Origin of the sequence: Streptomyces sp. F001 (assembly GCF_004187715.1) — a bacterium.
In the GTDB taxonomy this organism is placed as follows: Bacteria; Actinomycetota; Actinomycetes; order Streptomycetales; family Streptomycetaceae; genus Streptomyces; species Streptomyces flavusporus.
In genome coordinates, this window is sequence record NZ_QZWF01000001.1 from 427,610 (window position 1) to 451,646 (window position 24,037).

The 24,037-nt window shown below is 70.7% G+C and carries 20 protein-coding genes; 12 read left to right on the forward strand and 8 right to left on the reverse strand.

What is annotated here, in order from left to right; genetic code table 11:
• Window positions 1-36: 36 nt before the first annotated feature.
• Window positions 37-1,533, reverse strand: a complete 1,497-nt coding sequence (locus tag StrepF001_RS01930) for an FUSC family protein (protein ID WP_129796529.1) — start codon at window positions 1,531-1,533, stop codon at window positions 37-39.
• Between the two features lie 256 nt (window positions 1,534-1,789).
• Here StrepF001_RS01930 and StrepF001_RS01935 point away from each other — a divergent pair, with 256 nt between their 5' ends.
• Both StrepF001_RS01935 and StrepF001_RS01940 read left to right on the forward strand, forming a co-directional pair.
• Window positions 1,790-2,266 (forward strand): Lrp/AsnC family transcriptional regulator, encoded by a 477-nt coding sequence (locus tag StrepF001_RS01935; protein WP_129796530.1) that lies wholly within the window; start codon window positions 1,790-1,792, stop codon window positions 2,264-2,266.
• Window positions 2,267-2,300: 34 nt separating this feature from the next.
• Window positions 2,301-2,996 carry an HAD family phosphatase gene (locus StrepF001_RS01940; protein ID WP_165396139.1) on the forward strand — a complete coding sequence of 232 codons (696 nt, stop codon included), beginning with the start codon at window positions 2,301-2,303 and terminating at the stop codon, window positions 2,994-2,996.
• A gap of 74 nt (window positions 2,997-3,070) precedes the next feature.
• Here StrepF001_RS01940 and StrepF001_RS01945 read toward each other — a convergent pair whose 3' ends face one another.
• Window positions 3,071-3,814, reverse strand: a complete 744-nt coding sequence (locus StrepF001_RS01945; RefSeq protein ID WP_129796532.1) for a LysR family substrate-binding domain-containing protein — start codon at window positions 3,812-3,814, stop codon at window positions 3,071-3,073.
• A gap of 58 nt (window positions 3,815-3,872) precedes the next feature.
• Between StrepF001_RS01945 and StrepF001_RS01950 the strand changes: the two genes are divergently transcribed.
• A complete protein-coding gene (locus StrepF001_RS01950) occupies window positions 3,873-4,259 on the forward strand; it encodes a DUF5997 family protein (RefSeq protein WP_129796533.1) in 387 nt (128 codons plus the stop codon).
• Window positions 4,260-4,347: 88 nt separating this feature from the next.
• Here StrepF001_RS01950 and StrepF001_RS01955 read toward each other — a convergent pair whose 3' ends face one another.
• The 4 genes from StrepF001_RS01955 to StrepF001_RS01970 are packed head-to-tail and all read right to left on the reverse strand — an operon-like array spanning window position 4,348 to window position 9,149.
• On the reverse strand, window positions 4,348-5,481 hold the full coding sequence (locus StrepF001_RS01955; protein WP_129796534.1) for an XdhC/CoxI family protein: 1,134 nt from the start codon (window positions 5,479-5,481) through the stop codon (window positions 4,348-4,350).
• Window positions 5,474-7,609: a xanthine dehydrogenase family protein molybdopterin-binding subunit gene (locus StrepF001_RS01960; RefSeq protein ID WP_129796535.1), complete on the reverse strand. Its 2,136-nt coding sequence runs from the start codon at window positions 7,607-7,609 to the stop codon at window positions 5,474-5,476. The genes StrepF001_RS01955 and StrepF001_RS01960 overlap by 8 nt, the downstream gene beginning before the upstream one ends.
• Complete coding sequence (locus StrepF001_RS01965; protein WP_129796536.1) at window positions 7,606-8,598, reverse strand: xanthine dehydrogenase family protein subunit M; 993 nt, start codon at window positions 8,596-8,598, stop codon at window positions 7,606-7,608. The genes StrepF001_RS01960 and StrepF001_RS01965 overlap by 4 nt, the downstream gene beginning before the upstream one ends.
• Window positions 8,595-9,149: a 2Fe-2S iron-sulfur cluster-binding protein gene (locus StrepF001_RS01970; RefSeq protein ID WP_129796537.1), complete on the reverse strand. Its 555-nt coding sequence runs from the start codon at window positions 9,147-9,149 to the stop codon at window positions 8,595-8,597. Before StrepF001_RS01970 ends, StrepF001_RS01965 begins: the two co-directional genes overlap by 4 nt.
• A 242-nt stretch (window positions 9,150-9,391) precedes the next feature.
• Here StrepF001_RS01970 and StrepF001_RS01975 point away from each other — a divergent pair, with 242 nt between their 5' ends.
• The 5 genes from StrepF001_RS01975 (at window position 9,392) to StrepF001_RS01995 (ending at window position 16,943) form a co-directional block, all read left to right on the forward strand.
• The gene (locus StrepF001_RS01975) at window positions 9,392-9,970 is read left to right on the forward strand and encodes a TetR/AcrR family transcriptional regulator (RefSeq protein ID WP_129796538.1); all 579 of its coding nucleotides are present in this window, start codon (window positions 9,392-9,394) and stop codon (window positions 9,968-9,970) included.
• A 347-nt stretch (window positions 9,971-10,317) separates the two neighbouring features.
• A complete protein-coding gene (locus tag StrepF001_RS01980; protein WP_240797258.1) occupies window positions 10,318-11,625 on the forward strand; it encodes a cytochrome P450 in 1,308 nt (435 codons plus the stop codon).
• Window positions 11,626-11,630: 5 nt separating this feature from the next.
• Window positions 11,631-12,638 (forward strand): (-)-alpha-amorphene synthase, encoded by a 1,008-nt coding sequence (locus StrepF001_RS01985; protein ID WP_240797259.1) that lies wholly within the window; start codon window positions 11,631-11,633, stop codon window positions 12,636-12,638.
• Window positions 12,639-12,825: 187 nt separating this feature from the next.
• The gene (locus StrepF001_RS01990; RefSeq protein WP_129796540.1) at window positions 12,826-15,735 is read left to right on the forward strand and encodes an AAA family ATPase; all 2,910 of its coding nucleotides are present in this window, start codon (window positions 12,826-12,828) and stop codon (window positions 15,733-15,735) included.
• A 200-nt stretch (window positions 15,736-15,935) separates the two neighbouring features.
• On the forward strand, window positions 15,936-16,943 hold the full coding sequence (locus StrepF001_RS01995; RefSeq protein ID WP_240797260.1) for a peptidase: 1,008 nt from the start codon (window positions 15,936-15,938) through the stop codon (window positions 16,941-16,943).
• Window positions 16,944-17,034: 91 nt separating this feature from the next.
• Here StrepF001_RS01995 and StrepF001_RS02000 read toward each other — a convergent pair whose 3' ends face one another.
• Window positions 17,035-18,057, reverse strand: a complete 1,023-nt coding sequence (locus StrepF001_RS02000) for a hemolysin family protein (protein WP_129796541.1) — start codon at window positions 18,055-18,057, stop codon at window positions 17,035-17,037.
• Complete coding sequence (locus StrepF001_RS02005) at window positions 18,054-19,391, reverse strand: hemolysin family protein (RefSeq protein WP_129796542.1); 1,338 nt, start codon at window positions 19,389-19,391, stop codon at window positions 18,054-18,056. Before StrepF001_RS02005 ends, StrepF001_RS02000 begins: the two co-directional genes overlap by 4 nt.
• Window positions 19,392-19,703: 312 nt before the next feature.
• Here StrepF001_RS02005 and StrepF001_RS02010 point away from each other — a divergent pair, with 312 nt between their 5' ends.
• From StrepF001_RS02010 to StrepF001_RS02025, 4 genes are all read left to right on the forward strand, one after another.
• On the forward strand, window positions 19,704-20,825 hold the full coding sequence (locus StrepF001_RS02010) for an amidinotransferase (RefSeq protein ID WP_129796543.1): 1,122 nt from the start codon (window positions 19,704-19,706) through the stop codon (window positions 20,823-20,825).
• Between the two features lie 183 nt (window positions 20,826-21,008).
• Window positions 21,009-21,371: a winged helix-turn-helix domain-containing protein gene (locus StrepF001_RS02015; protein WP_129796544.1), complete on the forward strand. Its 363-nt coding sequence runs from the start codon at window positions 21,009-21,011 to the stop codon at window positions 21,369-21,371.
• Window positions 21,368-21,682 (forward strand): hypothetical protein, encoded by a 315-nt coding sequence (locus tag StrepF001_RS02020; RefSeq protein WP_165396141.1) that lies wholly within the window; start codon window positions 21,368-21,370, stop codon window positions 21,680-21,682. The genes StrepF001_RS02015 and StrepF001_RS02020 overlap by 4 nt, the downstream gene beginning before the upstream one ends.
• A 188-nt stretch (window positions 21,683-21,870) precedes the next feature.
• Window positions 21,871-23,991: an MMPL family transporter gene (locus StrepF001_RS02025; protein ID WP_129796545.1), complete on the forward strand. Its 2,121-nt coding sequence runs from the start codon at window positions 21,871-21,873 to the stop codon at window positions 23,989-23,991.
• The last annotated feature ends 46 nt before the right edge of the window (window positions 23,992-24,037 follow it).

Below are 24,037 nucleotides of genomic sequence, written 5' to 3' on the forward strand. Positions count from 1 at the left end.
GGAGCGGGCCCTTCGCCCTGCAGATGCAGGCCAGGCCTAGGCCAAGTGCGGCGACTCGGACGGCGTGCGCAGGGGCGTGACCAGTTCGGCCAGGGCGCGCTCCAGGCCGTGCAGATGGGCGAGGGCGGCCGGTTCGACCGCGCGCTGCTGAGGCGCGAGACCGAGGGCGCCGCCCACCGCATCGCCCGTGAGCGCCTCCACCGCGCCCTGCACGCGCCGGCAGGCGGCGGCCAGGCGAGCGTCGTGGGAGGCCTCCGGGTCGGCGGCCACGGCGACCAGGCCGCGGATCTCACGGGCGCAGTCGTCGAGCAGGGCCAGCACCCGGCGGGCGCGCCGCTTGCGGCCGAGCACGGGGTTGAGCGGGTGCACCAGCGGGGCGACAGCGAGGCGTACCCGGCCGAGGAGCAGTTCCAGTTCCGCCACCCGCAGGGCCGGGTCGGCGTCGTCGGCGCCGGCGAGGCGTGCCGCGGCCTCGGCGGTGCACGCATGGACGCAGCGCAGGGCGCGCTGGATCCAGGCGTCGGTGACGGTGTGGGTGGTGACGGGCAGGACGAACAGGACGGCCAGTACGGCACCCACCGCCCCGATGCCGGTCTCGGCGAGGCGCAGCGCGAGCAGCGCGGGCTCGAGCACGCCCAGGAGGCCGTAGAGCAGCTCGGCGAGCAGGGTCACGCAGAGCATCATCCAGGTGTAGGACACGGCTGCCGTGTAGAAGATGCCGAACACGCACACGGCGGCGAGCAGGGCGGAGGGCACCGCGGCGCCGTGCAGCGGGACGGCGACGAGCAGTCCGAGGCCGATGCCGGTCACCGTGCCGAGGAGCCGGCGGAAGCCGCGGACCAGGGTCTCGCCACGCGAGGTGGTGTTCACGAAGATCCACCAGGTGGCGCCGACGGCCCAGTACCAGCGCTCCCCGGACACCAGCTGCCCCACGACCAGGGCGAAGCCCGCGCCGACGGTCGCCTGGACCGCCTGGCGCGTGGTGATCCGGGCGAGGCCTGTCCCGCCCGGTGGCGCGACCGCGGGGGCCGGGGTCAGGCGGCGCTCGTAGCACCACAGTCCGAAGCGCACCGCGGCCGCGGCGAGCACGGACAGCAGGACGGCGGCGTACAGCTCGGGCAACTGCCCGGGGGTGGCCTGCAGGAACTGCGCGATGAAGAAGGTCATGAACGCGAACACGCCGAGGCTGTGTCCGCGTGGCCCCCAGCGGCGGGCGTAGACGCCGGCGCCGACCACGGCGAGGAAGGTGAGGTCGCGGGCGACGGGCTGGTCGTGCAGTTCGGCCGCGGCGGCCAGCACGGGCAGACCGACGGCCGGCAGCAGTGCGGTGGTCACGGCCTGCCCGCGGACGGTCGGGTCCGTGACCGTGAACAGGGCGAGGAGCGCGGCCAGCCCACCGGTGACGGCACCGGCGAGGGAGTGCCCGGCGAGGCCGCAGACGACGACCGCGAGGCCGATGCCGAGGACGGCACGCGCGGCGAAGCGCAGCCGCGTCCGCCCCGGATCCGGAGCCACGAACACCCTCTTCAGCACTTCCCACCCCTTGCATACGACCGGCATGAAAAAGGCGCCGCGGGATCCGCAGCGCCATCGACGCCTACATGACAGCATCACTTCCACCACTGGCTCAAGTGGCTCCGAGTTCACTGGGCCATTGGCACTGCGACAAGGACTTCTCGTGGCTCTTCACCAGGCCAACGGACGACGTCGGACGGCCCAGCCCGACTACGTCCCACTGGGCCATTGGTACAGTCGGCCGTGATCTTCGACGGAAGGGAGGCAGGGCGCCATGGCCGTGGACGAGCTGGACACCCGCATCCTGCGGCTGCTGCTGGAGCAGCCGCGTACGAGTGTGCGTGAGTACGCCCGTCTCCTCGGGGTGGCCCGCGGCACGCTCCAGGCCCGCCTCGACCGCCTGGAACGGGACGGCGTGATCACCGGCACCGGCCCGGTGCTCTCCCCCGCCGCACTCGGCCACCCGGTGCTCGCGTTCGTGCACATCGAGGTCACCCAGGGCCACCTCGACGACGTGGGCGACGCCCTGGCCGCCGTACCGGAGATCGTCGAGGCGTTCTCGATCACGGGCGGCGGTGATCTGCTCACCCGGGTCGTGGCGCGTGACAACGCCCACCTCGAGGACGTGATCCAGAAGCTGATCAGCCTGCCCGGGGTCGTCCGTACCCGCACCGAGGTGGCCCTGCGCGAACGTGTGCCGCACCGGCTGCTGCCGCTCGTCGAGTCGATCGGCCGGGCGGCCACGCAGTGATCCCGGCACGGACGCCCTTGGCATCATGACCCGCATGAGCAATCTCGGCGGCATCTCGGTCATCTTCGATCTCGACGGAACGCTCGTGGACAGCGAGCCGAACTACTACGAGGCGGGCCGGCAGATCCTCGCCGAGCACGGCATCCCGGACTTCACCTGGGCCGACCACGAGCAGTACGTCGGCATCAGCACCCAGGAGACGGTCGCGCACTGGAAACAGCGCTACGGGCTGCGCGCCTCCGTCGAGGACCTGATCGCCGCCAAGAACCGCCGCTATCTGGAGCTCGCCCGCACCTCCACGCGCGCGTACCCCGAGATGCGCAAGTTCGTCGAACTGCTGGCCGCCGAGGGCGCCCCGATGGCCGTGGCCTCGGGGTCGTCGCCCGGGGCCATCACGGCGATCCTGGCCGTCACGGGCCTGGACGCCCAGGTGCGAACGGTCGTCTCGGCGGACGAGGTCGCGCACGGCAAACCCGCCCCCGACGTCTTCCTGGAGGCCGCCCGCCGGCTCGGTGCGGACCCTGCCGGCTGTGTGGTCGTCGAGGACGCGGCTCCCGGTGCGGCCGCCGCCCACGCGGCCGGCATGCGCTGCATCGCGCTCCCCTATGTGGCCGCCCAGGCCGACGCGCCGGAGTTCGCCACCGCCGACCTCCTGCTGCGGGGCGGCCAGGCGGAGTTCACGGCGAGGGCGGCGTACGACTGGCTGGTGCGCACGACTCCGACGCCCTGAACCCACCGACCGGGTCGTGCGTACAGCGGAGCAGGCTTCGTTCGTCCGCTGACTCCGGGGCGAGTGCCGCGGCACTAGGAACGGCGGCGAGGCTTGCCGCGGCGGCCGTTCCTGGGCGTGCCCGACCGAGGGTTCTTTCCGGCCGCCGGCTTCCGCCGTGCGGCGGGCTCGTCGCGGTGCTTCTCCTTGGGCTGCGCCGCCGGCTGGGCGCGGCCCCGCGTGCTGTTCACGGTGCGGCCGCGGACGATGCCGATGAAGTCCTCGACCAGGTCGGTGTGCGCGTCCTCCGGCCAGCACAGGGCGACGCCGGACTGCGGGGCGTCCACGAGCGTCCGGTAGGTCAGGTCCCTGCGGTGGTACAGGCGGGCCAGGGACTGGGGTACGGCGAGGACGCCGATGCCCGCCGCGACGAGTTCGATCGCGTCGGCGGTGGTGGCGGGGCGTTCGAAGGCGGGCTCTCCGGGGGGCTGCTCCCAGCCGAGGACGTCGTCGAGGGGATGGAGGACGACCTCCTCGGCGAGGTCCTCGAGGGTCGCCTCGTCCGCCGCGGTCAGGAGGTGGTCCTTGGGGACCACGACGACCGTCGTCTCGGTGTAGAGGGGGATCGCGCTGAAGACTGTACGGTCGACCGGCAGCCGTACGATCCCCGCGTCCGCCGCGCCGTCCCGCAACACATCGGATGCCTCGGCGGCCGTGACGGAAATGAGGTTCAGGGGGACGTCGGGCAGGCGCTCGTTCCAGATCCGCACCCACTTGCCGGGTGTCGCCCCAGGGACGTACGCGAGCCGGAACGAAGGGTGTGCTTCCGAGCCTGTCACCTCGCCAGGTTACCGGCTGTGGTCGGAGGTCTCGTATCCGGCCGATAGTCTGGACAGCATGAAGTCGCACCAGACCACCCAGACGATGAAGCCCGCGACCGCGGCGAAGAAGCTGGGTGTGTACCTCCCCGCCACCCCCGCCGAGTTCCAGCAGGGAGTCGTCTCGCGCGCAGAACTGAACGAGCTCCAGGCCAGTCCGCCTGAGTGGCTGCGGGAGCTGCGACGCAACGGCCCGCACCCGCGGCCGGTGGTCGCGGCGAAGCTGGGCGTCTCCATCGCGGGACTCGCCCGCGGCGGGGTGACGGAGCCGCTCACCAGCGAGCAGATCGAGGCGCTGAAGGCGGAGCAGCCCGAGTGGCTGGAGAAGGAGCGCGCCACCCAGGCGGAGGTCCGCAAGGAAGCGGCCCGGCTCAAGGCGCGCAACGCCGAGCAGGGCGATCACTGACGCGGAGTTCCGCCACCGAGATCGTGCACGCGGGTGAGGGCCCCGGTTACGGACCGGGGCCCTCACGCATGGGAGTGAACCGGCGGTCTCAGGCGGCCTCCCGAGCGCCGCGCTCCGACCCGTCCCGGTGAATGGGCGTCCTCGAGCCGGTCAGCGGGACGCCCGTGCCGCCCCGCCGGGTCGCGACGATCTCCGCCGCGATGGACAGGGCGGTCTCCTCGGGCGTACGGGCACCCAGGTCGAGACCGATGGGGGACCTGAGCCTGGCCAGCTCCCGCTCGCTCACGCCTGCCTCCCGCAGTCTCCGGTTGCGGTCGGCGTGGGTGCGGCGCGAGCCCATCGCGCCGACGAACGCGACCGGCATCCGCAGGGCCTCCTGCAGGAGCGGTACGTCGAACTTGGCGTCGTGCGTGAGCACGCACAGGACCGTGCGCGCATCGGTCGCCGTACCCCGCAGATAGCGGTGCGGCCAGTCCACGACGATGTCGTCCGCGTCGGGGAAGCGGGCCCGCGTGGCGAAGACGGGGCGGGCGTCGCACACGGTGACGTGGTAGCCGAGGAACTTGCCCGCGCGCACGAGCGCCGCGGCGAAGTCGATCGCGCCGAAGACGATCATGCGTGGCGGTGGCACCCTGGACTCGACGAACAGCGTGAGGCCGCCGGGGCAGTGCGAGCCGTCCTCCGACAGCTCCACCGTGCCGGTGCGGCCGGCGTCCAGCAGGGCGCGGCCCTCCGCGGCCGCCGTCCGGTCCAGCTCCGGGTGACCGCCGAGACCGCCCTCGGTCGTTCCGTCGGGGCGCACGAACAGGGCGCCGCCGAGGAGTCCGGCCGGACCGCGGGCGACCCGGGCCAGCGCGGCCGGCTCGCCCTGCGCGGCGGCCGACAGCGCCGCCGCGAAGACCCGGTCGCCGGACGCGATCGGCGTGACCAGTACGTCGATGACCCCGCCGCAGGTCAGCCCGACCGCGAAGGCGTCCTCGTCGCTGTAGCCGAACCGCTCGCGCACCGTCACGCCGTCCTGCAGCGCCTGGACGCACAGGTCGTACACCGCCCCTTCGACACAACCGCCGGAGACCGAGCCGATGGCTGTGCCGTCCCGGTCGACGGCGAGGGCGGCGCCGGGATCGCGCGGCGCGCTGCCGCCGACGGCGACGACGGTGGCGACCGCGAAGTCCCGGCCCTCGGCCACCCAGCGGCTCAGCTCCTCGGCGATGTCAAGCATCGCGGGCTCCGGTGCCCGCGGCTGCGGCCAGCAGGACGCGGTCGGGCCGGATCGGCAGGTTCCGGTGGCGTACGCCGGTCGCGTGCCAGACGGCGTTGGCGATCGCCGCCGCCGCACCGACGATCCCGATCTCGCCGATCCCCTTGATGCCGACCGGGTCGTCGGGGTCGGGGTCGTCCACCCAGTCCGCCTCGATGTGCGGCACGTCGGCATGCGCGGCGACGTGATAGCCGGCCAGGTCGGCGCCGACGTGGCCGCCCGAAGTCCGGTCGCGGACCGCCTCCTCGTGCAAGGCCATGGAGATGCCCCAGATCATCCCGCCGGTGAACTGGCTGCGCGCCGTCAGCGGGTTGACGATCCGCCCGGCCGCGAACATGCCCAGCATGCGCCGGACGCGCACCTCACCGGTGGTGACGTCCACGGCGACCTCGGCGAACTGCGCTCCGAAGGAGTGCCGTTCCTTCTGTGCGAGGGCACCCACGGCCGCGGAGGTGTCCGAGCGGACCGTGATGCCCTCGGACGGAATACCGCCGCCCAGGGCGAGCCGCTCCCGCAGCTCCTGCGCGGCGGCCATGATCGCCCAGCCCCAGGAGCGGGTGCCCATCGAGCCGCCGGCGATCATCGCGAAGCCGAAGTCGCTGTCCCCGATGCGGACGCGGACGCGGTCCGGCGCGACCTCGAGTGCGTCGGCGGCGATCAGGGTGAGCGCGGTGCGCGCCCCGGTCCCGATGTCGGACGCGGTGATCCGCACGGTGAAGGTGCCGTCCGCCTCGGCCGTCAGGGCCGCCGTCGAGGGCGCGGCTCCGGCGCCGAAGGAGGCCGCCGCCGTGCCGGTGCCGAGCAGCCAGCGTCCGTCCCGGCGCAGTCCGGGGCGCGGGTCGCGGTCCGCCCAGCCGAACCGGCGGGCGCCCTCCTGGAAGCAGGCGAGCAGGTTGCGGCTGCTGAACGGCAGCCCGGAGACGGGGCCCGCCTCGGGTTCGTTGCGGGTGCGCAGTTCGATCGGGTCGAGGCCGCACTTCTCGGCGAGTTCGTCGAGCGCCGACTCCAGCGCGAACGAGCCCGGTGCCTCGCCCGGCGCCCGCATCCAGGTCGGGGTCGGCACATCGAGTCGTACGACCTCGTTGGCGGTGTGGTGGGCGTCGGCGTCGTACATCACGCGGGCCGGCCCGGAGCTCGGCTCGACGAACTCGTGCACGGTCGACGTCACGCTCAGTGAGCGGTGCTCCAGGGCGCGCAGCCGTCCGTCGGCGTCCGCCCCGAGCCGGACGCGCTGGGCGGTCGGGCTGCGGTAGCCGGCGAGCGAGAACATCTGGCGGCGGGTGAGGACGACCCGGACCGGGCGCTGGAGGGCGGTCGCGGCCATCACGGCGGCCACCTGGTGTGCGCGGACGCCCTTGGACCCGAAACCGCCGCCGATGTGTTCGGACCGCACGCGCACGGCGGACGGTTCGAGGGAGAACAGCGCCGCCAGCTCCTGCGCGACCCAGGTGCTGCCCTGGTTGGAGTCGACGACCTCCAGCCGGCCGCCGTCCCAGTGGGCCGTCGCCGCATGCGGCTCCATGGGATTGTGGTGCTCCTCGGGCGTGGTGTACTCGGCGTCCACCACGACGGCGGACGCGGCGAGTTCGGACTCCAGGTCCCCCTTCTCCGTCGCCCCCGGCATGTGGGAGTCCACCGAGTAGGCGTCCGGGCGTCCGCCCGAGAACGCGACGTCGTGCGGCTCCTGCTCGTACGTCACGACCAGCGCCTCGGCGGCCTCCCGGGCCTGCTCGGACGTCTCCGCGACGACCAGTGCCACCGGCCAGCCCATGTGCGGCACGCGGTCGTGCTGGAAGAGGGCGGTGGTCGGCTCCGGCTTCACTCCCAGCAGGCCGACGTGGTCGGTGTCGACGCGGGGGGCGTTGCCGTGGTACAGAACGGCGAGGACGCCGGGCATGCCGAGGACGCCGTCGGCCTCCACCGAGCGGATGCGGCCGCGGGCCACGGTGGACAACGCGAGCCAGCCGTGGGCGAGTTCGGCGAAGGGGATCTCTCCGGCGTAGCGGGCGGCTCCGGTGACCTTGTCCACGCCCTCCACGCGGGAGTGGGCGGTGCCGACGGAGGGCGTCAGGCGGGTGGCCGTGGTCATCGGGCGGCCTCCTCGGCGAGTTCGGTCAGCACGGCCACGACGAGGTTGCGCATCAGGGTCACCTTGTATCGGTTGTCGGGCAGTGGTCGGGCGGCGGCCAGTTCGGCGTCCGCGGCGGCGGCGAAGGCCTCGGCGTCCGCCGGTCCCCCGGTCAGGAGGCGTTCGGCCTCGCGGGCCCGCCAGGGCCGGGACGCAACGGCGCCGAGGGCGAGGCGTACGTCTCGTACGACGCCGTCCCGGACGTCCATCGCGGCGGCGAGGGAGCCGATCGCGAAGGCGTAGGAGGCGCGCTCGCGGACCTTGCGGTAGCGCGAGTGGGCGGCGACCGGGGCGGGCGGCAGGGTGACGCCGGTGATCAGCGCGCCCGCCGGCAGCGCGGTCTCCAGGTGAGGTGTGTCGCCCACCGGCAGATAGAACTCGGTGAGCGGCAACTCTCCGGGCCCGTCGGCCGTTTCGTACGAGACGACGGCGTCGAAGGCGGTGAGGGCGACCGCCATGTCCGAGGGGTGGGTGGCCACGCAGTGCTCGGAGGCGCCCAGGACGGCGTGGTTACGGTGCTCGCCCTCGACGGCGGGGCAACCGCTGCCGGGTACGCGCTTGTTGCAGGGCTTGGTCACGTCGGCGAAGTAGCCGCAGCGGGTGCGCTGGAGGAGGTTTCCGCCGACGGTGGCCATGTTGCGCAGTTGTCCGGAGGCGCCGGCCAGGACCGCCTGCGTCAACGCCGGGTAGCGGCGGCGGACTTCGGGGTGGGCGGCGAGGTCGCTGTTGGTGACGGTCGCGCCGATACGCAGGCCGCCCTCCTCGGTCACCTCGATCCGGTCGAGGGGCAGTTCACGCACGTCGACGAGCCGGGCGGGCCGCTCGACGCCGGTCTTCATCAGGTCGACGAGGTTGGTGCCGCCGCCGAGGAAACGCGCGTCCGGATCGGCGCCGAGCAGCGCGACCGCGCCGGAGACGTCATGGGCCCGCTGATAGCCGAAGTCCCTCATGCTGCCGCCTCCTCGTCCACCGCCGCCGCCTGGGCCACGGCCTGGACGATCGACACGTACGCACCACAGCGGCACAGGTTGCCGCTCATCCGCTCCCGGATCTCCTCCGCCGTCAGCGGTGGCGGCCCCGCTTCGGGCCGGACGTCGTCGGTGACGGCGCTCGGCCAGCCCGCCGCGTGTTCCTCGATCATCGCGACGGCCGAACAGATCTGGCCCGGCGTGCAGTAACCGCACTGGAAGCCGTCGAGATCGAGGAACGCCTGCTGCACCGGATGCAGCCGCTCACCGTCGGCCACGCCCTCGATGGTGGTGATCTCACGCCCCTCGGCGGCCACCGCCAGTTGCAGACAGGCCACGGCCCGTCGACCGTCGACCAGAACCGTGCATGCACCGCATTGCCCCTGGTCACAGCCCTTCTTGGTACCGGTCAGATCGAGACGTTCACGTAGTGCGTCGAGCAGGGTGGTGCGATGGTCGACGGACAGCGGATATTTCTCGCCATTGATGGTCAGAGTGATGGCGCTGGACGTCGAGGAGGGGGCTGGGGCCATGATCAGCCTTCTTTCGCATATCCGGAGCACGTCGGGGGACGACCCGGCAAGCAGATGAATCGGGACGTATCGCTAGATCAATGGACGTATCAGAAGAGTCGAGAGGCAGGGGGATGGCGCCGCATATGGCGAGATCGGCTCGTCCGTAGGTATGGTGAACCTAAGCGGACAACTGTCCACTACAGAAAAACGTACCGGACAGTTGTCCGGTTAGCAAGGCGGGATTCCGGCCAGGAGGACGAGTGCAGGAGAAGAAGCACGCACCTCTGCGCTCGGACGCGCAGCGAAACCGCGAGCGCATCCTGAAGGTGGCCCTGGTCGAGCTGACCCGCTCCGCGGACACCCCCTTGAGCGCGATCGCCAAGAAGGCGTGCGTCGGTCAGGGCACGTTCTACCGCCACTTCCCCAACCGCGAGTCGCTCGTACTGGAGATCTACCGCCACGAGATGCAGCAGGTCGCCGACTCCGCGGCCCAGCTGCTCGAGACCTGGGAACCGGACCGTGCGCTACGGGAGTGGATGGACCGCCTCGCCCAGTTCGCCATGACCAAGGCCGGCCTGGCGGACGCCTTCCGCCAGGCCGCCAACCCGCCGGGGACCCTCCACAAACCCGGCCCCACCCCGATGATCGCCGCGGCCGAACTCCTGATCCGCGCCAACGAGGAGGCGGGCACCATCCGCCCCGGAGTCACCGCGGACGATTTCCTCCTCGCCATCTCCGGCCTCTGGCAGATCGACCCCCACGGCGACTGGCAGCCCCGGGCCACCCGGCTCCTGGACCTCGTCATGGACGGACTGCGCGCGGGAGCACCCGGGCGGTGACGCGGATCCCGGCGCGGTAGTGCCATGCGCGCCACATGTGCCTCCGCACACCTTCTCCACATCTTCTGCAAAGTCAACAGCCATTCCGTGTAGCCCGTATCAACAACCGTTCCCCCGTGCTCCTTTGCGCACCTGCGCGCCCCCATGGAAAGAGGATTCAAGGGCCGACGGCCGGTTGGACTGGGCAGAACAAAGGTTCAGGCGCCAGGTCGGTGAGCGGTCACCGATTTCCATGGGTCGACTGAGGCAGGGGGTATTCGATGAGCGGTACTGTGACCGAACCGGGGCGGATATGGACCGTGGGTACTGCGCCGGGCATATTCCCGTTCGCCAGTCATGCTATCGCCTTGTTCCGGCGCCCGCTGGACTTCCTGAATTCCCTTCCCGCGCACGGAGATCTGGTCGAGATACGCCTGGGCCCCATGCGCGCCTGGGTGGCGTGTGATCCCGAACTGGTCCACCAGATGCTGATGGACCCGCACACCTTCGACAAGGGCGGTCCACTGTACGACCGCCTCGGCGCGCTGATGGGCGACGGCCTCGTCACATGCCGCCAGAATGCGCATCGCCGGCAACGCACACTCCTGCAGCCCGGCTTCCGCCCGTCCCGTGTCGCCTCGTACACGCAACTGATGGGCGAGGAGGCCGATGCGCTGTGCCGCGCATGGCGGCCGGGAGAGCGGGTCGATGTCACCGCGGCGATGATGGGACTGACGACGCGGGTGACGAGCCGGGTGCTGTTCTCCGATTCGCTGGACGCGGAGCGGGCGAGAGCCGTGCGTAAGAGCCTTGCCGCCGTCGTGCGGGGCCTCTTCGTCCGCACAGTGGTGCCGATGGACGCCCCGTTCCGTGTCCCGACGCCCGCCAACCGCCGTTACCGGGACGCACTCGTACGCCTGCACACGCTCGTCGACTCCCTCATCGCCGAACGCCGGCAGGGCACGCCCCGCAACGATCTGCTGGGAACCCTGCTGAAGGCCGAGTACGGAGGCGAAGGAACGGACGGGCTCACCGAGCAGGAGATCCACGACCAGCTCATCACGCTCCTGCTCACCGGGGTCGAGACCACGGCGATGTGCCTGTCCTCGGCCTTCGGCCTCCTGGCGGCGAATCCCGAGGCGGAACGCCGCCTCCACCGCGAAGTCGACACGGTCCTCGACGATCAGCGCGCTCCGGGACCCGACGAGTTGGCGCGTCTCGCCTACGCCAGGTGCGTGGTCACCGAGACGCTGCGCGTGCATCCACCCGGCTGGCTGTTCACCCGGGTCACCACCGAGGAAACCCGGTTCGCGGGCCGCCGGCTGCCCCGCGGAGCCACTGTCCTGTACAGCCCGTACCTCCTGCACCACGACCCCGCGTCCTTTCCCGAGCCCGAACAGTTCCTTCCCGAACGCTGGTTTCCCGAGCGGGCCACGTCCGTACCGAAGGGCGCGATGCTGCCTTTCGCCGCGGGAAACCGCAAATGCATCGGCGACACCTTCGCCATGGCGGAGGCCACCGTGGCCCTCGCGACCATTGCCGGCCGATGGCGTTTGCGCCCGCTGTCGCGGCATATCGGACCACCGCGTCCCGCGGTGACATTGGGACCGAGGTCGCTGGTGATGATCTGCGAATCACGTCAGACGCACGTGACAGGACTTCCGAATGGCAGGTGACAACGGTGTCCACAACGTATGAGGGAATTCCCACCGCACCCCACAACGGAATTTCAACAGGAAATCTCAAGGAACTGATCGAGGCCACCCTCTACATGCCTTTCCCGTTTCTGAGCAATCCCCATCAATCCGAAGCCGCAGCCGGCGTCGACACATGGTTGCGCGCCTGGGGACTGGCCGGCGATCCCTCTGTAGCGGAGATGATCGCCCGCACCCGCCCGGCCGAACTCGCGTCCTACAACAGCCCGACGATGGACGTCGAGGTCCTCCAACTCGTGGCCGATCAGATCGCCTACCAGTTCATCTTCGACGACCGGGCGGAGGAGGTCGGCCGACGGCAGCCCAGCCGGCTGCTGCCCATGTTGTGCGAAAGCATCAGGATCCTGCGGGACGACGAGACGCCCAGCACCACGCTCGGGGCGGCCCTGGCCGACCTCTACCGCCGGGTTCAGGAACGGTGCACGCCCGCGCAGGCAGCGCGATGGGCATGGAACAGCCGGGAGTACGTGCACGGGCTGTTGTACGAGGCGGTGGCCCAGACCCACTCGCTTCCCCTGCGGATCGGACTCAACAGCTCGATACGCGCGCTCATTGCGGGTGTCGAGCCCTTCTACCCGCTGTGCGAGGCTGCAGGTCCGCACGAGTTGAACCCCGAGGAGCTGCATCACCCCGTCATGCGGCGACTGGGCAGGCTGTCGGCAGACGCGGCGGTGTGGATACCCGACTTGTTCTCCGCGGTGAAGGAGCAGCGCGCGGGCGGAATGATCAATCTGGCCCTGGCCCACCAGAGCACGTACCGCTGTTCCCTGCCGCAAGCGATCACACTGGCCATCCGGCAGATCAACAGCACGATCGGCGAGTTCGAGAGGCTCTACGAGGAGATCGAACCGCAGCTGAGCGCAGCAGGCGTCAGCTACGTGGACGGCATGGTGGGCTGGATCCGCGGCTGCTACTACTGGTCCTGCACCGTGCCGCGCTACGCGGACACAGCGGCTGCCTCCGCGCTCCCCTGAGATCGTCGGCTCCCAACCAGGGCCGATTCGAGCTACGTTACCCAGAAGAGGTGACGTCCACGCCGCCACGGCGGATGATTCACCCGTCTCTGTCGTTCTGGTTCGCCAGTCCGACCCCTGCGCCGCTGCGAGGGCGTACTCTCGGCGCTGTCTTCCGAGGGCCGACGACTGGAAGCGGGTACGGCACATGGCGATGGGGCCGCGGCAACCGATCACCGATGATCAGCCATTGCTCGAACGTCGCCATGAACTGTACGCGCTCGACGCCGCGTTGGCCGACCTCTGCGACACTGCCGACGGCGTGCCACAGCCACGGCGGGGCGGACTGATCGCCTTCACCGGTTCGGCGGGGCTGGGAAAGACGACGCTCATCAGGCAGGCACGCGAGCAGGCCGCAGCACGCGGGTTCACGGTGTTCTCGGGCCAGGGCGGCGAGACCGAACAGGAGCTGGCCTTCCGTGTAGTGCGCCAGCTCATGCAGCCCGCCCTGGCGGCGATGGACGAAAGGGAGCGACGGGACTTCCTGGGGAGTTGGTACGACATCGTCTCGGCTGCACTGGGGCTCGAAGCGACGGGCACCACCCGAGTGCCCGACCCGACGGGCGTGCGCGACGGCCTGGACTGGGTCATGACGCGCCTGACCGTGCTGAAGGGTCCCCTCGTCCTGCTGCTGGACGACATGCACTGGGCCGATGCCGAGTCCCTGAATTGGCTCGCCTCGTTCGCCCCCAGGGTCGCGGACCTTCCGTTGCTGATCGTCGTCGCGTACCGCCCCGACGAACTGCCGGACGAGGCAAACGCGTTCCGCTCGCACTTCGAGGGCCGGGGAAACCGTCCCTATGTTCTGGCACCGCTCACCGCCGCCGCCGTTGCGCAGATCGTCCGGCATGAACTCGGTGACGGGGCCGAGGACGGGTTCTGCGACGAATGCTGGGCGGTCACCGGCGGAAGCCCCTTCGAGGCGGTCGAACTGGCCATCCGGCTCGGCGAACGCCGGCTGAGGGGTGTCCGGAACGAGTTGCCCACCATGCGGAACCTCGCCTCCGCAGTAAAGGGCCCAGGCCTGCTCGACCGTCTGCAGCGCCTCGGGACGACCACCGTCCGCTTCGCGTGGGCTGCCGCCGTACTGGGCACGTCCATTTCGCCGGACCTCGCCGCCACCATCGCGGTGGTCGGCAGCGAGGACGCCGCCGAGGCGACCGAGCGGCTGCGTGCCGCCAGGATCCTGGCGGACACGGCCGGGCCGGGCGGCGGCCTGGAGTTCGTCCACCCCCTGATCGCGACGACGGTCTACCGAGGCATTCCCACGAGCTTGCGGGCCGGTCTGCACAATGCGGCGGCGGAAGCCGTCCGAGCGGCCGGGCTCGGCCCCACGGCCGCCGCCCGGCATCTGCTGGAAGTGCCCTGCGAGGGCAGGAGCGAGGCGGTGGCGTGTCTGCGGGAGGCCGCCCGTGAGTACCTCCGTGCCGGCGCCCCGGAGGCCGCACGGCGGGTCCTGGCTCGAGCGCTTCAGGAGCCGCCCCTTCCGGAAGACCGTGCCGCGCTCCTCCACGAACTCGCGTCCTCGACCTTCCTCATCGACCCCGCAGCCACCATCAGTCACCTCCGGGAGGCGCTGGCAGAGCCGGGAGTCGACCCCGAGCTGCATGCCTCCATCGTCTACCGGCTCACCCAGGCGCTCGCCCACACCGATCAGGTGGCGGAGGCCGCGGCCGTGGCCGAGGAGGAGGCGCGACAGGCCGTAGATGCGCGGACACGACTGCGGATGCAGGCCTATCACTTCGTGTGGAGCGCCTTCCGCACCGACGAGCCCGACTCCCCCGCCCGCTCCCGCCGACTGGCCCGGCTGGCCGCCCGACTGCCCGGTCGCGGTCTGGAGGAGCGCTACATTCTGGGCCTGCGAGCCTGGGATGCCCTCGTGCGCGGCGAGCCGCGGCAGGTCGTGCTCGCGAGCGCCGAGGAAGCCCTGCGCGGTGGTCTGAGCTGGACCGACGAGAACCACGGCTTCGAAGTCCCGGTGTCGGTCGCCCTGGTGTTCCTGTACTGCGATCAGCCTCGGTGGGCGGAGGAGCTGTTCACCAAAGGCATCGCCGAGTGCGAAGCCAAGGGCTGGCGTGGCTCCCATCTGGCCCTCGGCCACACCCTCTTCGGCTACATCCGCTACCGGCGCGGCTGTCTGGCCGAAGCGGAGGACCTGGTGAACGAGGGCCTGCGCACCGCCGAGCGAGTAGAAGGCGCCGTCCCCGCCCAGTGGTTCGCCATCGGCATCCTCATCCAGATCCTGCTCGCCCGCGGGCGAATCGAGGACGCACGCCGGCTCGCGGACTCGTACCGCTACGGCGAGGTCGTCCCGAACGCGGTCATCTACCCGGATCCCCGCACGGTGTACGCCGAACTGCTGCTGGCCGAGGGCCGGATCGCCGAGGCGGAGGAGTTGTTGACCGCCGTCGGAGACCGGCTGGAGGCACGGGCCTGGCGCAACCCCGCCTGGTGCCCGTGGCAGCTGAACCTGTCCACCGCGCTCGCCCCCGCCACGCCCGACCGGGCGGTGCGTCTCGCCCGGGATGCGGTGAAACGGGCCCGGGACTTCGGTGCGGCCTCCGCGATCGGTCAGGCGCTGCACGCCGAGGCCGAGGCGACCGGCGGTCCGGCCGCTCTGAAGCTGTACGCGGAGGCCGTCGAGCATCTGCAGCGGTCGCCGGCCGCGTACGAACTGGCCCGCGCCCAGGTCGGCCACGGGGCCGCGCTGTCCCGGAACGGCCGACTGCAGGAGGCTGCCCACCGGCTCTACCAGGGCCTGGAAGGTGCCGTCCACTGTGGTGCCGAGGCCCTCACCGCCCGGGCCCGGGACGAGTTGTCCGCGGCCGGACTGCGGCCGCTGCCGCTGCGCTACGCCCAGACCGACACGCTCACCGCTCCCGAGCGCAAGGCTGCCGAGATGGTGGCCGTGGGGCACCCGGTGGGCGTCGTCGCGAAGGATCTGCGCCTCACCGAGCAGGGGGTGACGCAGTTGCTCTCCTCCGTCTACCGCAAGGTGGGCACGGATACCGCCGGCCTCGCCAGGGCCCTGAAGACGTTTCCCCGGCCCCGGGCCTGACCCGACGGCGCTCACCGAGGGCAGGCCCCCTCGTGTGGTCGACGAAGAGAGTCTGTGCTTTTTCGGTCATCGTCATGACGTGCACCTGTCCAAACCGTGCTTGCTGATGGCACGCTGCCTTTCTCACTGCGCGCAGCAACACCCCTTCCTGCCCGGGCGGATGGTCCCCACCGCCCGGCCCCACCGCAGAAGGAGACCGCGTGATAGGCAGCCTTTGCAGGTTCGGCACATCCGGCGGCACCCGCGTTCGCCGCACCGTTCTCTGCGCTCTGGCCGGCGTTGCCGCCTTGCTGGCCACCGGTGTCACCGCCACGCCGGCAGGCGCCGCCGGCACAAAACCGGGAGTGGTGCCGCTCTCGGCGCAGGAACGCGCCAGCGGCTTCTGGACGCCGGAGCGGATGCGTCAGGCCACTCCGCTCGACGTACTGTCCGTCGACCGCTCGGACGTCGGAGCATCGGCGCCTCGTAAGGGCAAGAAGGCGATCATCGCGCCCAGCGCCCCGGCAGCCCCCGTCGGGCCCCTGGCGTTTCCCCACAGCGGCGGCGCCTGGAACGGCGGCGGGGCCGTGGTGAAGACCGCGGGGCGGGTGTTCTTCACCTACCAGGGCCGCACCGCCTCATGCTCGGGCAACGCCGTCACCAGCGCCAACAAGAGCACCGTGATCACCGCCGGCCACTGCGTGAAGCTGGAGGGCTCCTGGCACACCAACTGGGTGTTCGTGCCGGGCTACCACGACGGACAGGCCCCGTACGGAAGGTGGGCGGCGGCCAAGACCCTGTCCACACCGCAGTGGACGGCCAGTGAGGACATCAACTACGACGTCGGCGCGGCCGTGGTCGCCCCGCTGGACGGCAAGAAGCTGACCGATGTCGTCGGCGGCCAGGGCCTGGCCTTCAACACCGGCTACAACAAGGCCATGTACGCCTTCGGCTTCCCGGCCGCCGCACCGTACGACGGCGAGAAGTTCATCTACTGCAGCGGCACGACCTACCGGGACTTCCTGCTGTCCAGCGACCACGGTCTGACCTGCGACATGACCGGCGGCTCCAGTGGAGGCCCCTGGTTCACCCAGTTCGACGAGGCCACCGGCACCGGGCTGCAGTCGTCGGTGAACAGCTTCAAGTACAACTTCCTGCCGACCGCCATGTACGGGCCGTACTTCGGCGCGGACGCGCAGAACCTCTACCAGACCGCCCAGTCGTCCTGATCGGTCGGCCCGCCCCGCCCGCCGCGATCACGAGCCGAGGACCGTGATCGCGGCGGAGCTGGTCGACTGCGCCGTACGCCCCACTCCGGGGTCACGCCCTCGCCGGCGCCGGGCCGACCAGCTCGGACAGGACGTCCTCCATGGTCACGAAGCCGAGGACGGCGCCCTTCGCGCCGGTCACGGCGGCCAGGTGGCTGCCGTCGGCACGCAGAGCGGTCAGGGTGTCGTCCAGCGGGGTGTCGATGCGGACCCGGGTGACCCGGTGCAGGGCATCGCGCGGGAACGGCCGGTCGCGGTCGGTGGCGCCGAGAGTGTCCTTGATGTGCAGATAGCCCAGCAGGCTGCCGTTCGGTCCGGCGACGGGGAAGCGGGAGTAGCCGGCTTCGGCCGCGATCCGCTCCAGTTCGGCCGGGGTGACCGTGTGGTCGACGGTACGCATTTTCTGCGCGGGGACCAGGATCTCGCCGACCGGACGGGTGCCCAGTTCCAGGGCGTCGCGCAGCCGTTCGCCGTCGGCGGGCGACAGCAGGCCGGCCTCGCTGGAGTCGACGACCATGCGGGCGAGCTGGTCGTCGGTGAAGACCGACTCGACCTCGTCCTTCGGTTCGACCCGCAGCAGCTTCAGCAGGGTGTTGGCGAAGGCGTTGATGCCGAACACCACCGGCTTCAGCGCGCGGGTGAGGGCGACGAGCGGCGGGCCGAGCAGCAGGGCGGTCGGGACCGGTGCCGCGAGGGCGATGTTCTTCGGGACCATCTCGCCGATCAGCATGTGCAGATACGTCGCCACGGTCAGCGCGATGACGAACGCGATCGGATGCACCAGGCCGTGCGGGATGTGGGCCGCCTCGAAGCCGGGTTCCAACAGGTGCGCGATGGCCGGTTCGGCGACGGCGCCCAGCACCAGCGAGGAGACGGTGATGCCGAGCTGGGCGGTGGCCATCATCGCGGAGAGGTGCTCCAGGGCCCATATGGTCATCCGGGCTCGGGTGTTGCCCTCCTTCGCGCGCGGCTCGATCTGGCTGCGGCGTACCGAGATCAGGGCGAACTCGGCGCCGACGAAGAAGGCGTTGGTCAGCAGGGTGAGGGCGCCGATGGCGAGCTGCAGGACGGTCATCGGGACTCCTCCCCCGCCTGGGCCGGCACCCTGGCCGGTGCGGTGATACGGACGCGGTCGGCGCGATGATGGTCGACGTCGAGGACGTCCAGGCGCCAGCCGTCGTCCAGGGCCAGGACATCGCCCTTGGCGGGGATACGTGAGAGTCGGGTGGCGACCAGGCCGGCCACGGTCTCGTACGGGCCCTCCGGTGCCGTCAGTCCTATCCCGGTGAGCTGGTCGATGCGGACGGAGCCGTCCGCCTCCCATACCGCGCGGCCGTCGGCTGCTTCCGCAGCGGGCAGCAGGTCGGGCACTTCGACGGGATCGTGCTCGTCGCGGACCTCACCGACGACCTCCTCGACGATGTCCTCCATCGTCGCCACGCCCGCAGTGCCGCCGTACTCGTCGATGATCACGGCCATGGTGCGGGTGGAGCGCAGCCGCTCCAGCAGCCGGTCGGCGGTGAGGCTGTCGGGTACCAGCAGGGGTGCGGTGGACAGCTCGGTGACCGGCGTGACCGCGCGTTTCTCCGGCGCCAGCGCGAGTACGTCGCGGATGTGGACGGTTCCGATGACGTCGTCCAGGCTGTCGCGGTAGACCGGGAAGCGGGACAGGCCGGTGGCATGGGTGAGGTTCGCTGCGTCCGCGGCCGTTGCCTGCGCTTCGAGGGCCTTGACGTCGACCCGCGGGGTCATGACGTTCTCGGCGGTCAGCTCGCTCAGGTGCAGGGTGCGCACGAAGAGTTCGGCGGAGTCGGCCTCCAGGGCGCCCTCGGCGGCGGAATGCCGGGCCAGCGCGACCAGTTCCTCGGGGCTGCGGGCGGAGGCCAGCTCCTCGGCGGGCTCCAGGCCGAAGCGACGTACGAAACGGTTCGCGGTGTTGTTCAGATGGTGGATGAACGGGCCGAAGGCAGCCGTGAAGCCGCGCTGCGGGCCCGCCACCACCTTGGCGACGGCCAGGGGGCGGGAGATCGCCCAGTTCTTGGGCACGAGCTCGCCGACCACCATCAGCACCACGGTGGACACGGCCACGCCCAGTACGGTCGCGACGGACGATGCGGCACCGCCGAGGCCGATCGCCTCCAGCGGCCCGCGCAGCAGCGCCGCGAGGGACGGCTCGGCGAGCATGCCGATCACCAGGGACGTGACAGTGATGCCGAGCTGGGCGCCGGACAGCTGGACGGTCAGGCGGCGTACGGCCTTCAGCGCGCCCTCGGCACCGCGCTCGCCCGCCGCGGCGGCCCGCTCCAGGTCACCGCGCTCGACGGTGGTCAGGGAGAACTCGGCGGCGACGAAGAGCGCGCAGGCCAGCGTCAGGAGGAGAGCCAGCAGGAGCAGCAGGACCTCGGTCACCGTGCCACCCCCGTTCCCTCACTGCTCTGGCGTGGGCGGGGCATGGCACAGCTGGTACTGGGAGGCTCACCCATTGCGGGACTCGGGCTCCTTTTCGGTACGAAGGGTGGTCGGGAGGGCGTCACAACCCTCAGGCCATGGTAAATGACAAGCAAAGCCTACTGGTCAAGTCCTTGGCGGTCATGAGTTGAACGCGCAGGCTCTTCCGGTTGTTCCGCATGACGGCCGCACACAGACAGCCCTGCAACGCCACGTTGAGTAACGTGGACAGTGCAGTGCATCACTCACTTCCGTGATCGAAAGCGGTTGAGCATGGCGGCTCCATCGTTCACGACCGACGACACCGAGGAATCCGTCGTTTCGCCGGTCAACTCACACAACGAGTGGGACCCGCTGGAGGAGATCATCGTCGGTCGTCTCGACGGCGCGGCGATCCCCTCCAAGCACCCGGTCGTGGCCTGCAACATCCCACCCTGGGCGGCCCGGCTGCAGGGCCTCGCCTCCGGCTTCAGGTATCCGCGCATGCTGATCGAGCGGGCGCAGGACGAGCTCGACCAGTTCATCACCCTCCTGGAGTCCCTCGGCGTCACGGTCCGGCGCCCGGACGCGGTCGATCACAGGAGACAGTTCGGCACCCCCGACTGGTCGTCGCGCGGTTTCTGCAACACCTGTCCGCGCGACAGCATGCTCGTGATCGGCGACGAGATCATCGAGACCCCGATGGCCTGGCCGTGCCGGTACTTCGAGACTCACTCCTATCGCTCACTCCTCAAGGACTACTTCCGGCGCGGCGCGCGCTGGACGGCGGCGCCGAAGCCGCAGCTCACCGACGCACTGTTCGAGGCGGATTTCCGTACGCCCGAGGCCGGCGAGCCCATGCGCTACATCCTCACCGAGTTCGAGCCGGTGTTCGACGCGGCGGATTTCGTGCGCGCGGGACGGGATCTGTTCGTGACGCGGAGCAACGTGACCAACCAGATGGGCATCGACTGGTTGCGTCGCCATCTCGGGCCCCGCTATCGCATCCACGAGATCGAGAGCCGCTGCCGTACGCCCATGCACATCGACACGACGTTCGTCCTGCTCTCGCCCGGCAAGGCGCTGGTCAATCCCGAATACATCGACGTCGACCGCCTGCCGGACGTCCTGAATTCGTGGGACATCCTGATCGCCCCGGAGCCCGATCCGATCGACGAGCACATCCTCAGGATCACCTCGATGTGCGGCAAGTGGCTCAGCATGAACGTTCTCATGATCGACGAGAAACGGGTGATCGCGGAGCGGCACCACACCGACATGCTCCGCGCGCTCGAGAAGTGGGGGTTTGAACCGATCCCGTGCGATCTGCTGCACTACGCGCCGTTCGGCGGATCGTTCCACTGCGCGACGCTCGACATCCGGCGTCGCGGCACGCTCGAATCCTATTTCTCCTGATCAGCTCCTATTTCTCTCCTGATCGACCCACCGATCCCGTAACCGCCCGCCGGCATCTGCCCTCCGCCCCCGAGCCGACCCTGAGAGATCCCCCATCTACCCCCGAGATGTGTCAGGAATCTTTGACAGGTACCCGAAGGGGCTGTCAGCCTTTTCTGACAGGTACGAGGGAAAGGGGCCGCGATGCCCGAGGTCCCGCCTCCGGCACCGACGGGCGACGAGCTGCTGAAGGTGCTCTCCGCGCTCGGCAATCCGCACCGCATGCGGATCGTCGCGGCGCTCATGGAGAGCCGGAACTACGTCAGCGCGCTGGCTCGCGAGATCGGTATGGGCCGACCGCTGCTGCACATGCACCTGCAGCGGCTGGAGGCCGCCGGACTGGTCGTCGGCACGCTCGAACTCGCTCAGGACGGCAAGGCGATGAAGTACTTCGAAGTCGCCCCGTTCTTCTACGAGTTGACACCCCACGTCATCGCCCGGGCGGCCGCGACGATCACCGAGACCGCTGACCGGACCGACCGGACCCCGAAAGAGGAAGCGAAGTGAATGAGGAACTGGTGACGCTCGCCGCCGACGGATCCGAGGTGGAAGCACTGGTCGGCGCCGTCGGCGCGGCCGGGGTCTTCTCCCTGCTCATCGTGATCGTCTGGCAGCTCGCCGCCACCTGGCGGGCCCGCATGCTGGCGGCACGCGAGGAGCAGTACAAGGAACTCGCGGCAAAGTACGCGCAACTCCTCGAAGACACCGTTGAGTTGCAGCGCCGCACCGTCGAGGAACAGCGCCAGACCCTCGACGAACTGACGCAGACCCGGCTGGCGGTCGGCTCGATGGAGAAGATGATGCGCGAGATCGAGTAACAGCGGCCGCAGACGTACGGCCGGGAGCGCCAACTCCCGGCCGTACCGAGGAAGCACACGCCCGGACACACAACCCCGTACGCCACGGCAGGTCGTCACACCTCATGCGCCGTGGTGCCGATCCCGTGCGCCCTGTGCCGGTCGCCGCACCGGCTACCGGCGGCGCGCTCCCACGAAGGAGACTACTCATGCGTGCGCTGCTCAAGCGCGTCACCCGTGCGCCCGGCGGGCGGCGCGGCAAATGGCTGGTCCTTGCGGCCTGGCTGATCGTGGCCGTCGCACTCGGCCCGCTGGCCGGAAAGCTCGGCGACGTCGAGGACACGAGCGCCAACGCCTTCCTGCCGCGCGGCGCCGAGTCCGCGCGGGTCAACACCGAGCTGGAGAAGTTCCGTACGGACACGGTCATGCCCGCCGTCGTCGTCTACACCGGCGAGGCCGCGGAGGCGAAGGCGGCCGCCGACCGGACGGCCTTCGCGCAGTTCGTCCCTGCTGGGGAGGAGATCTCGCGCCCTGTCCCGTCCGATGACGGCAAGGCCCTGATGACCGTCGTCCCGCTGGACACCGAGGACGACATCACCGGCAGGATCGACGAACTGCGCGAGATCGCCGGAGCCAATGCCCCGCCCGGTGTGGACATCGAGGTCGGCGGGCCCGCCGGCTCCCTCACCGACCAGGTCGCGGTCTTCGACGGCCTCGACTCGACCCTGCTGGTCGCCACCGCCCTGGTCGTCGCAGTACTGCTCCTGATCACCTACCGCAGCCCGATCCTGTGGCTGCTCCCCCTGCTCTCCGTCGGCTTCGCGGCCGTCCTCACCCAGGTCACCACCTACCTGCTGGCCAAGCACGCCGGACTGCCGGTGGACCCGCAGAGCGCGGGCGTGCTGATGGTGCTCGTCTTCGGTGTCGGCACCGACTACGCGCTGCTGCTCATCGCCCGCTACCGCGAGGAACTGCACCGCCGCACCGACCGCCACGAGGCGATGCGCATCGCGCTCGGCCGCTCCGGCCCGGCGATCCTCGCCTCGGCCGGCACCATCGCCGTCGGCCTGGCCTGCCTCGCCTTCGCCGACATCAACTCCTCGCGCTCGCTGGGACTGGTCGGCGCGATCGGCGTCGTCTGCGGCTTGCTGGCGATGGTCACCGTGCTTCCGGCGCTGCTCGTCATCACCGGCCGCTGGGTGTTCTGGCCGTTCGTACCCCGCCACGGCACGCCCGCCCGCAAGGCGCGCACCGTCTGGTCCCGCATCGGCACAGCCGTGGCCCGGCGACCCCGCTGGTCGTGGATGATGTCCGTCGCCGCCACCGGCATCCTCGCGCTCAGCGCGACCGGCATCTCCATGGGCCTGTCGCAGGCCGAGATGTTCCAGGACAAGCCCGAGTCGGTCGTCGCCCAGGAGAGGATCTCGGCGCATTATCCGTCGGGTGCCTCGGACCCCGCGAAGATCGTCACCAGCACCAGCCAGGCAGCCGAGGTCCGGGCCGCCGCGGCCACGGTCGACGGCGTCGCCCGTGTCGAGAAGGCCGCCGACCGCACCCCGGACGGCGAACTCACCACACTCTCCGTGGTGTTGGCGGACGCCCCGGACAGTCAGGCCGCCAAGGACACGATCGACGAGCTCCGCGACGCCGTGCACGAGGTCAGTGGCTCGGGCGCCCTCGTCGGCGGCACCACCGCACAGACCCTCGACACCCAGCGGGCCGCCGACCGCGATCTGACCACGGTCATCCCGATCGTGCTCCTGGTCGTCCTCGGCGTCCTGATCTGGCTGCTGCGGGCCCTCGTCGCCCCGCTGCTGCTGTTGGCCACCGTGGTGTTGTCGTACTTCGCCGCCCTCGGTGCCTCGAACCTGCTCTTCGAGCACGTCCTGGGCTTCGCCGGCGTCGACTGGTCGATCCCGCTCATGGGCTTCGTCTTCCTGGTCGCCCTCGGCATCGACTACAACATCTTCCTCATGCATCGCGTGAAGGAGGAGGCCGCCCGCCTCGGCCACTCCCGCGGCGTCCTGGAGGGCCTGACCAGCACCGGCGGCGTCATCACCTCCGCCGGCATCGTCCTCGCCGCCACCTTCGCGGTCTTCGCCGGCCTGCCGCTGGTGACCATGGCCCAGATGGGCGTGCTCGTCGGCATCGGAGTCCTCCTGGACACCTTCCTGGTCCGCACGGTCCTGGTCCCCGCTCTCGCCCTGGACCTGGGCCGCTGGTTCTGGTGGCCGGGCAGGCTCTTCCACCGCCTGGCCGACCGCGGTGGAGACGCCGAAGGCAGCCCCGCCTCACCCTCCGCAGGGGACCGTGCGCACGAGCCGGCCTGACGCCAGACGGACGACGTGACTCGGGGATGCGGGCCGCAGGTCGCGT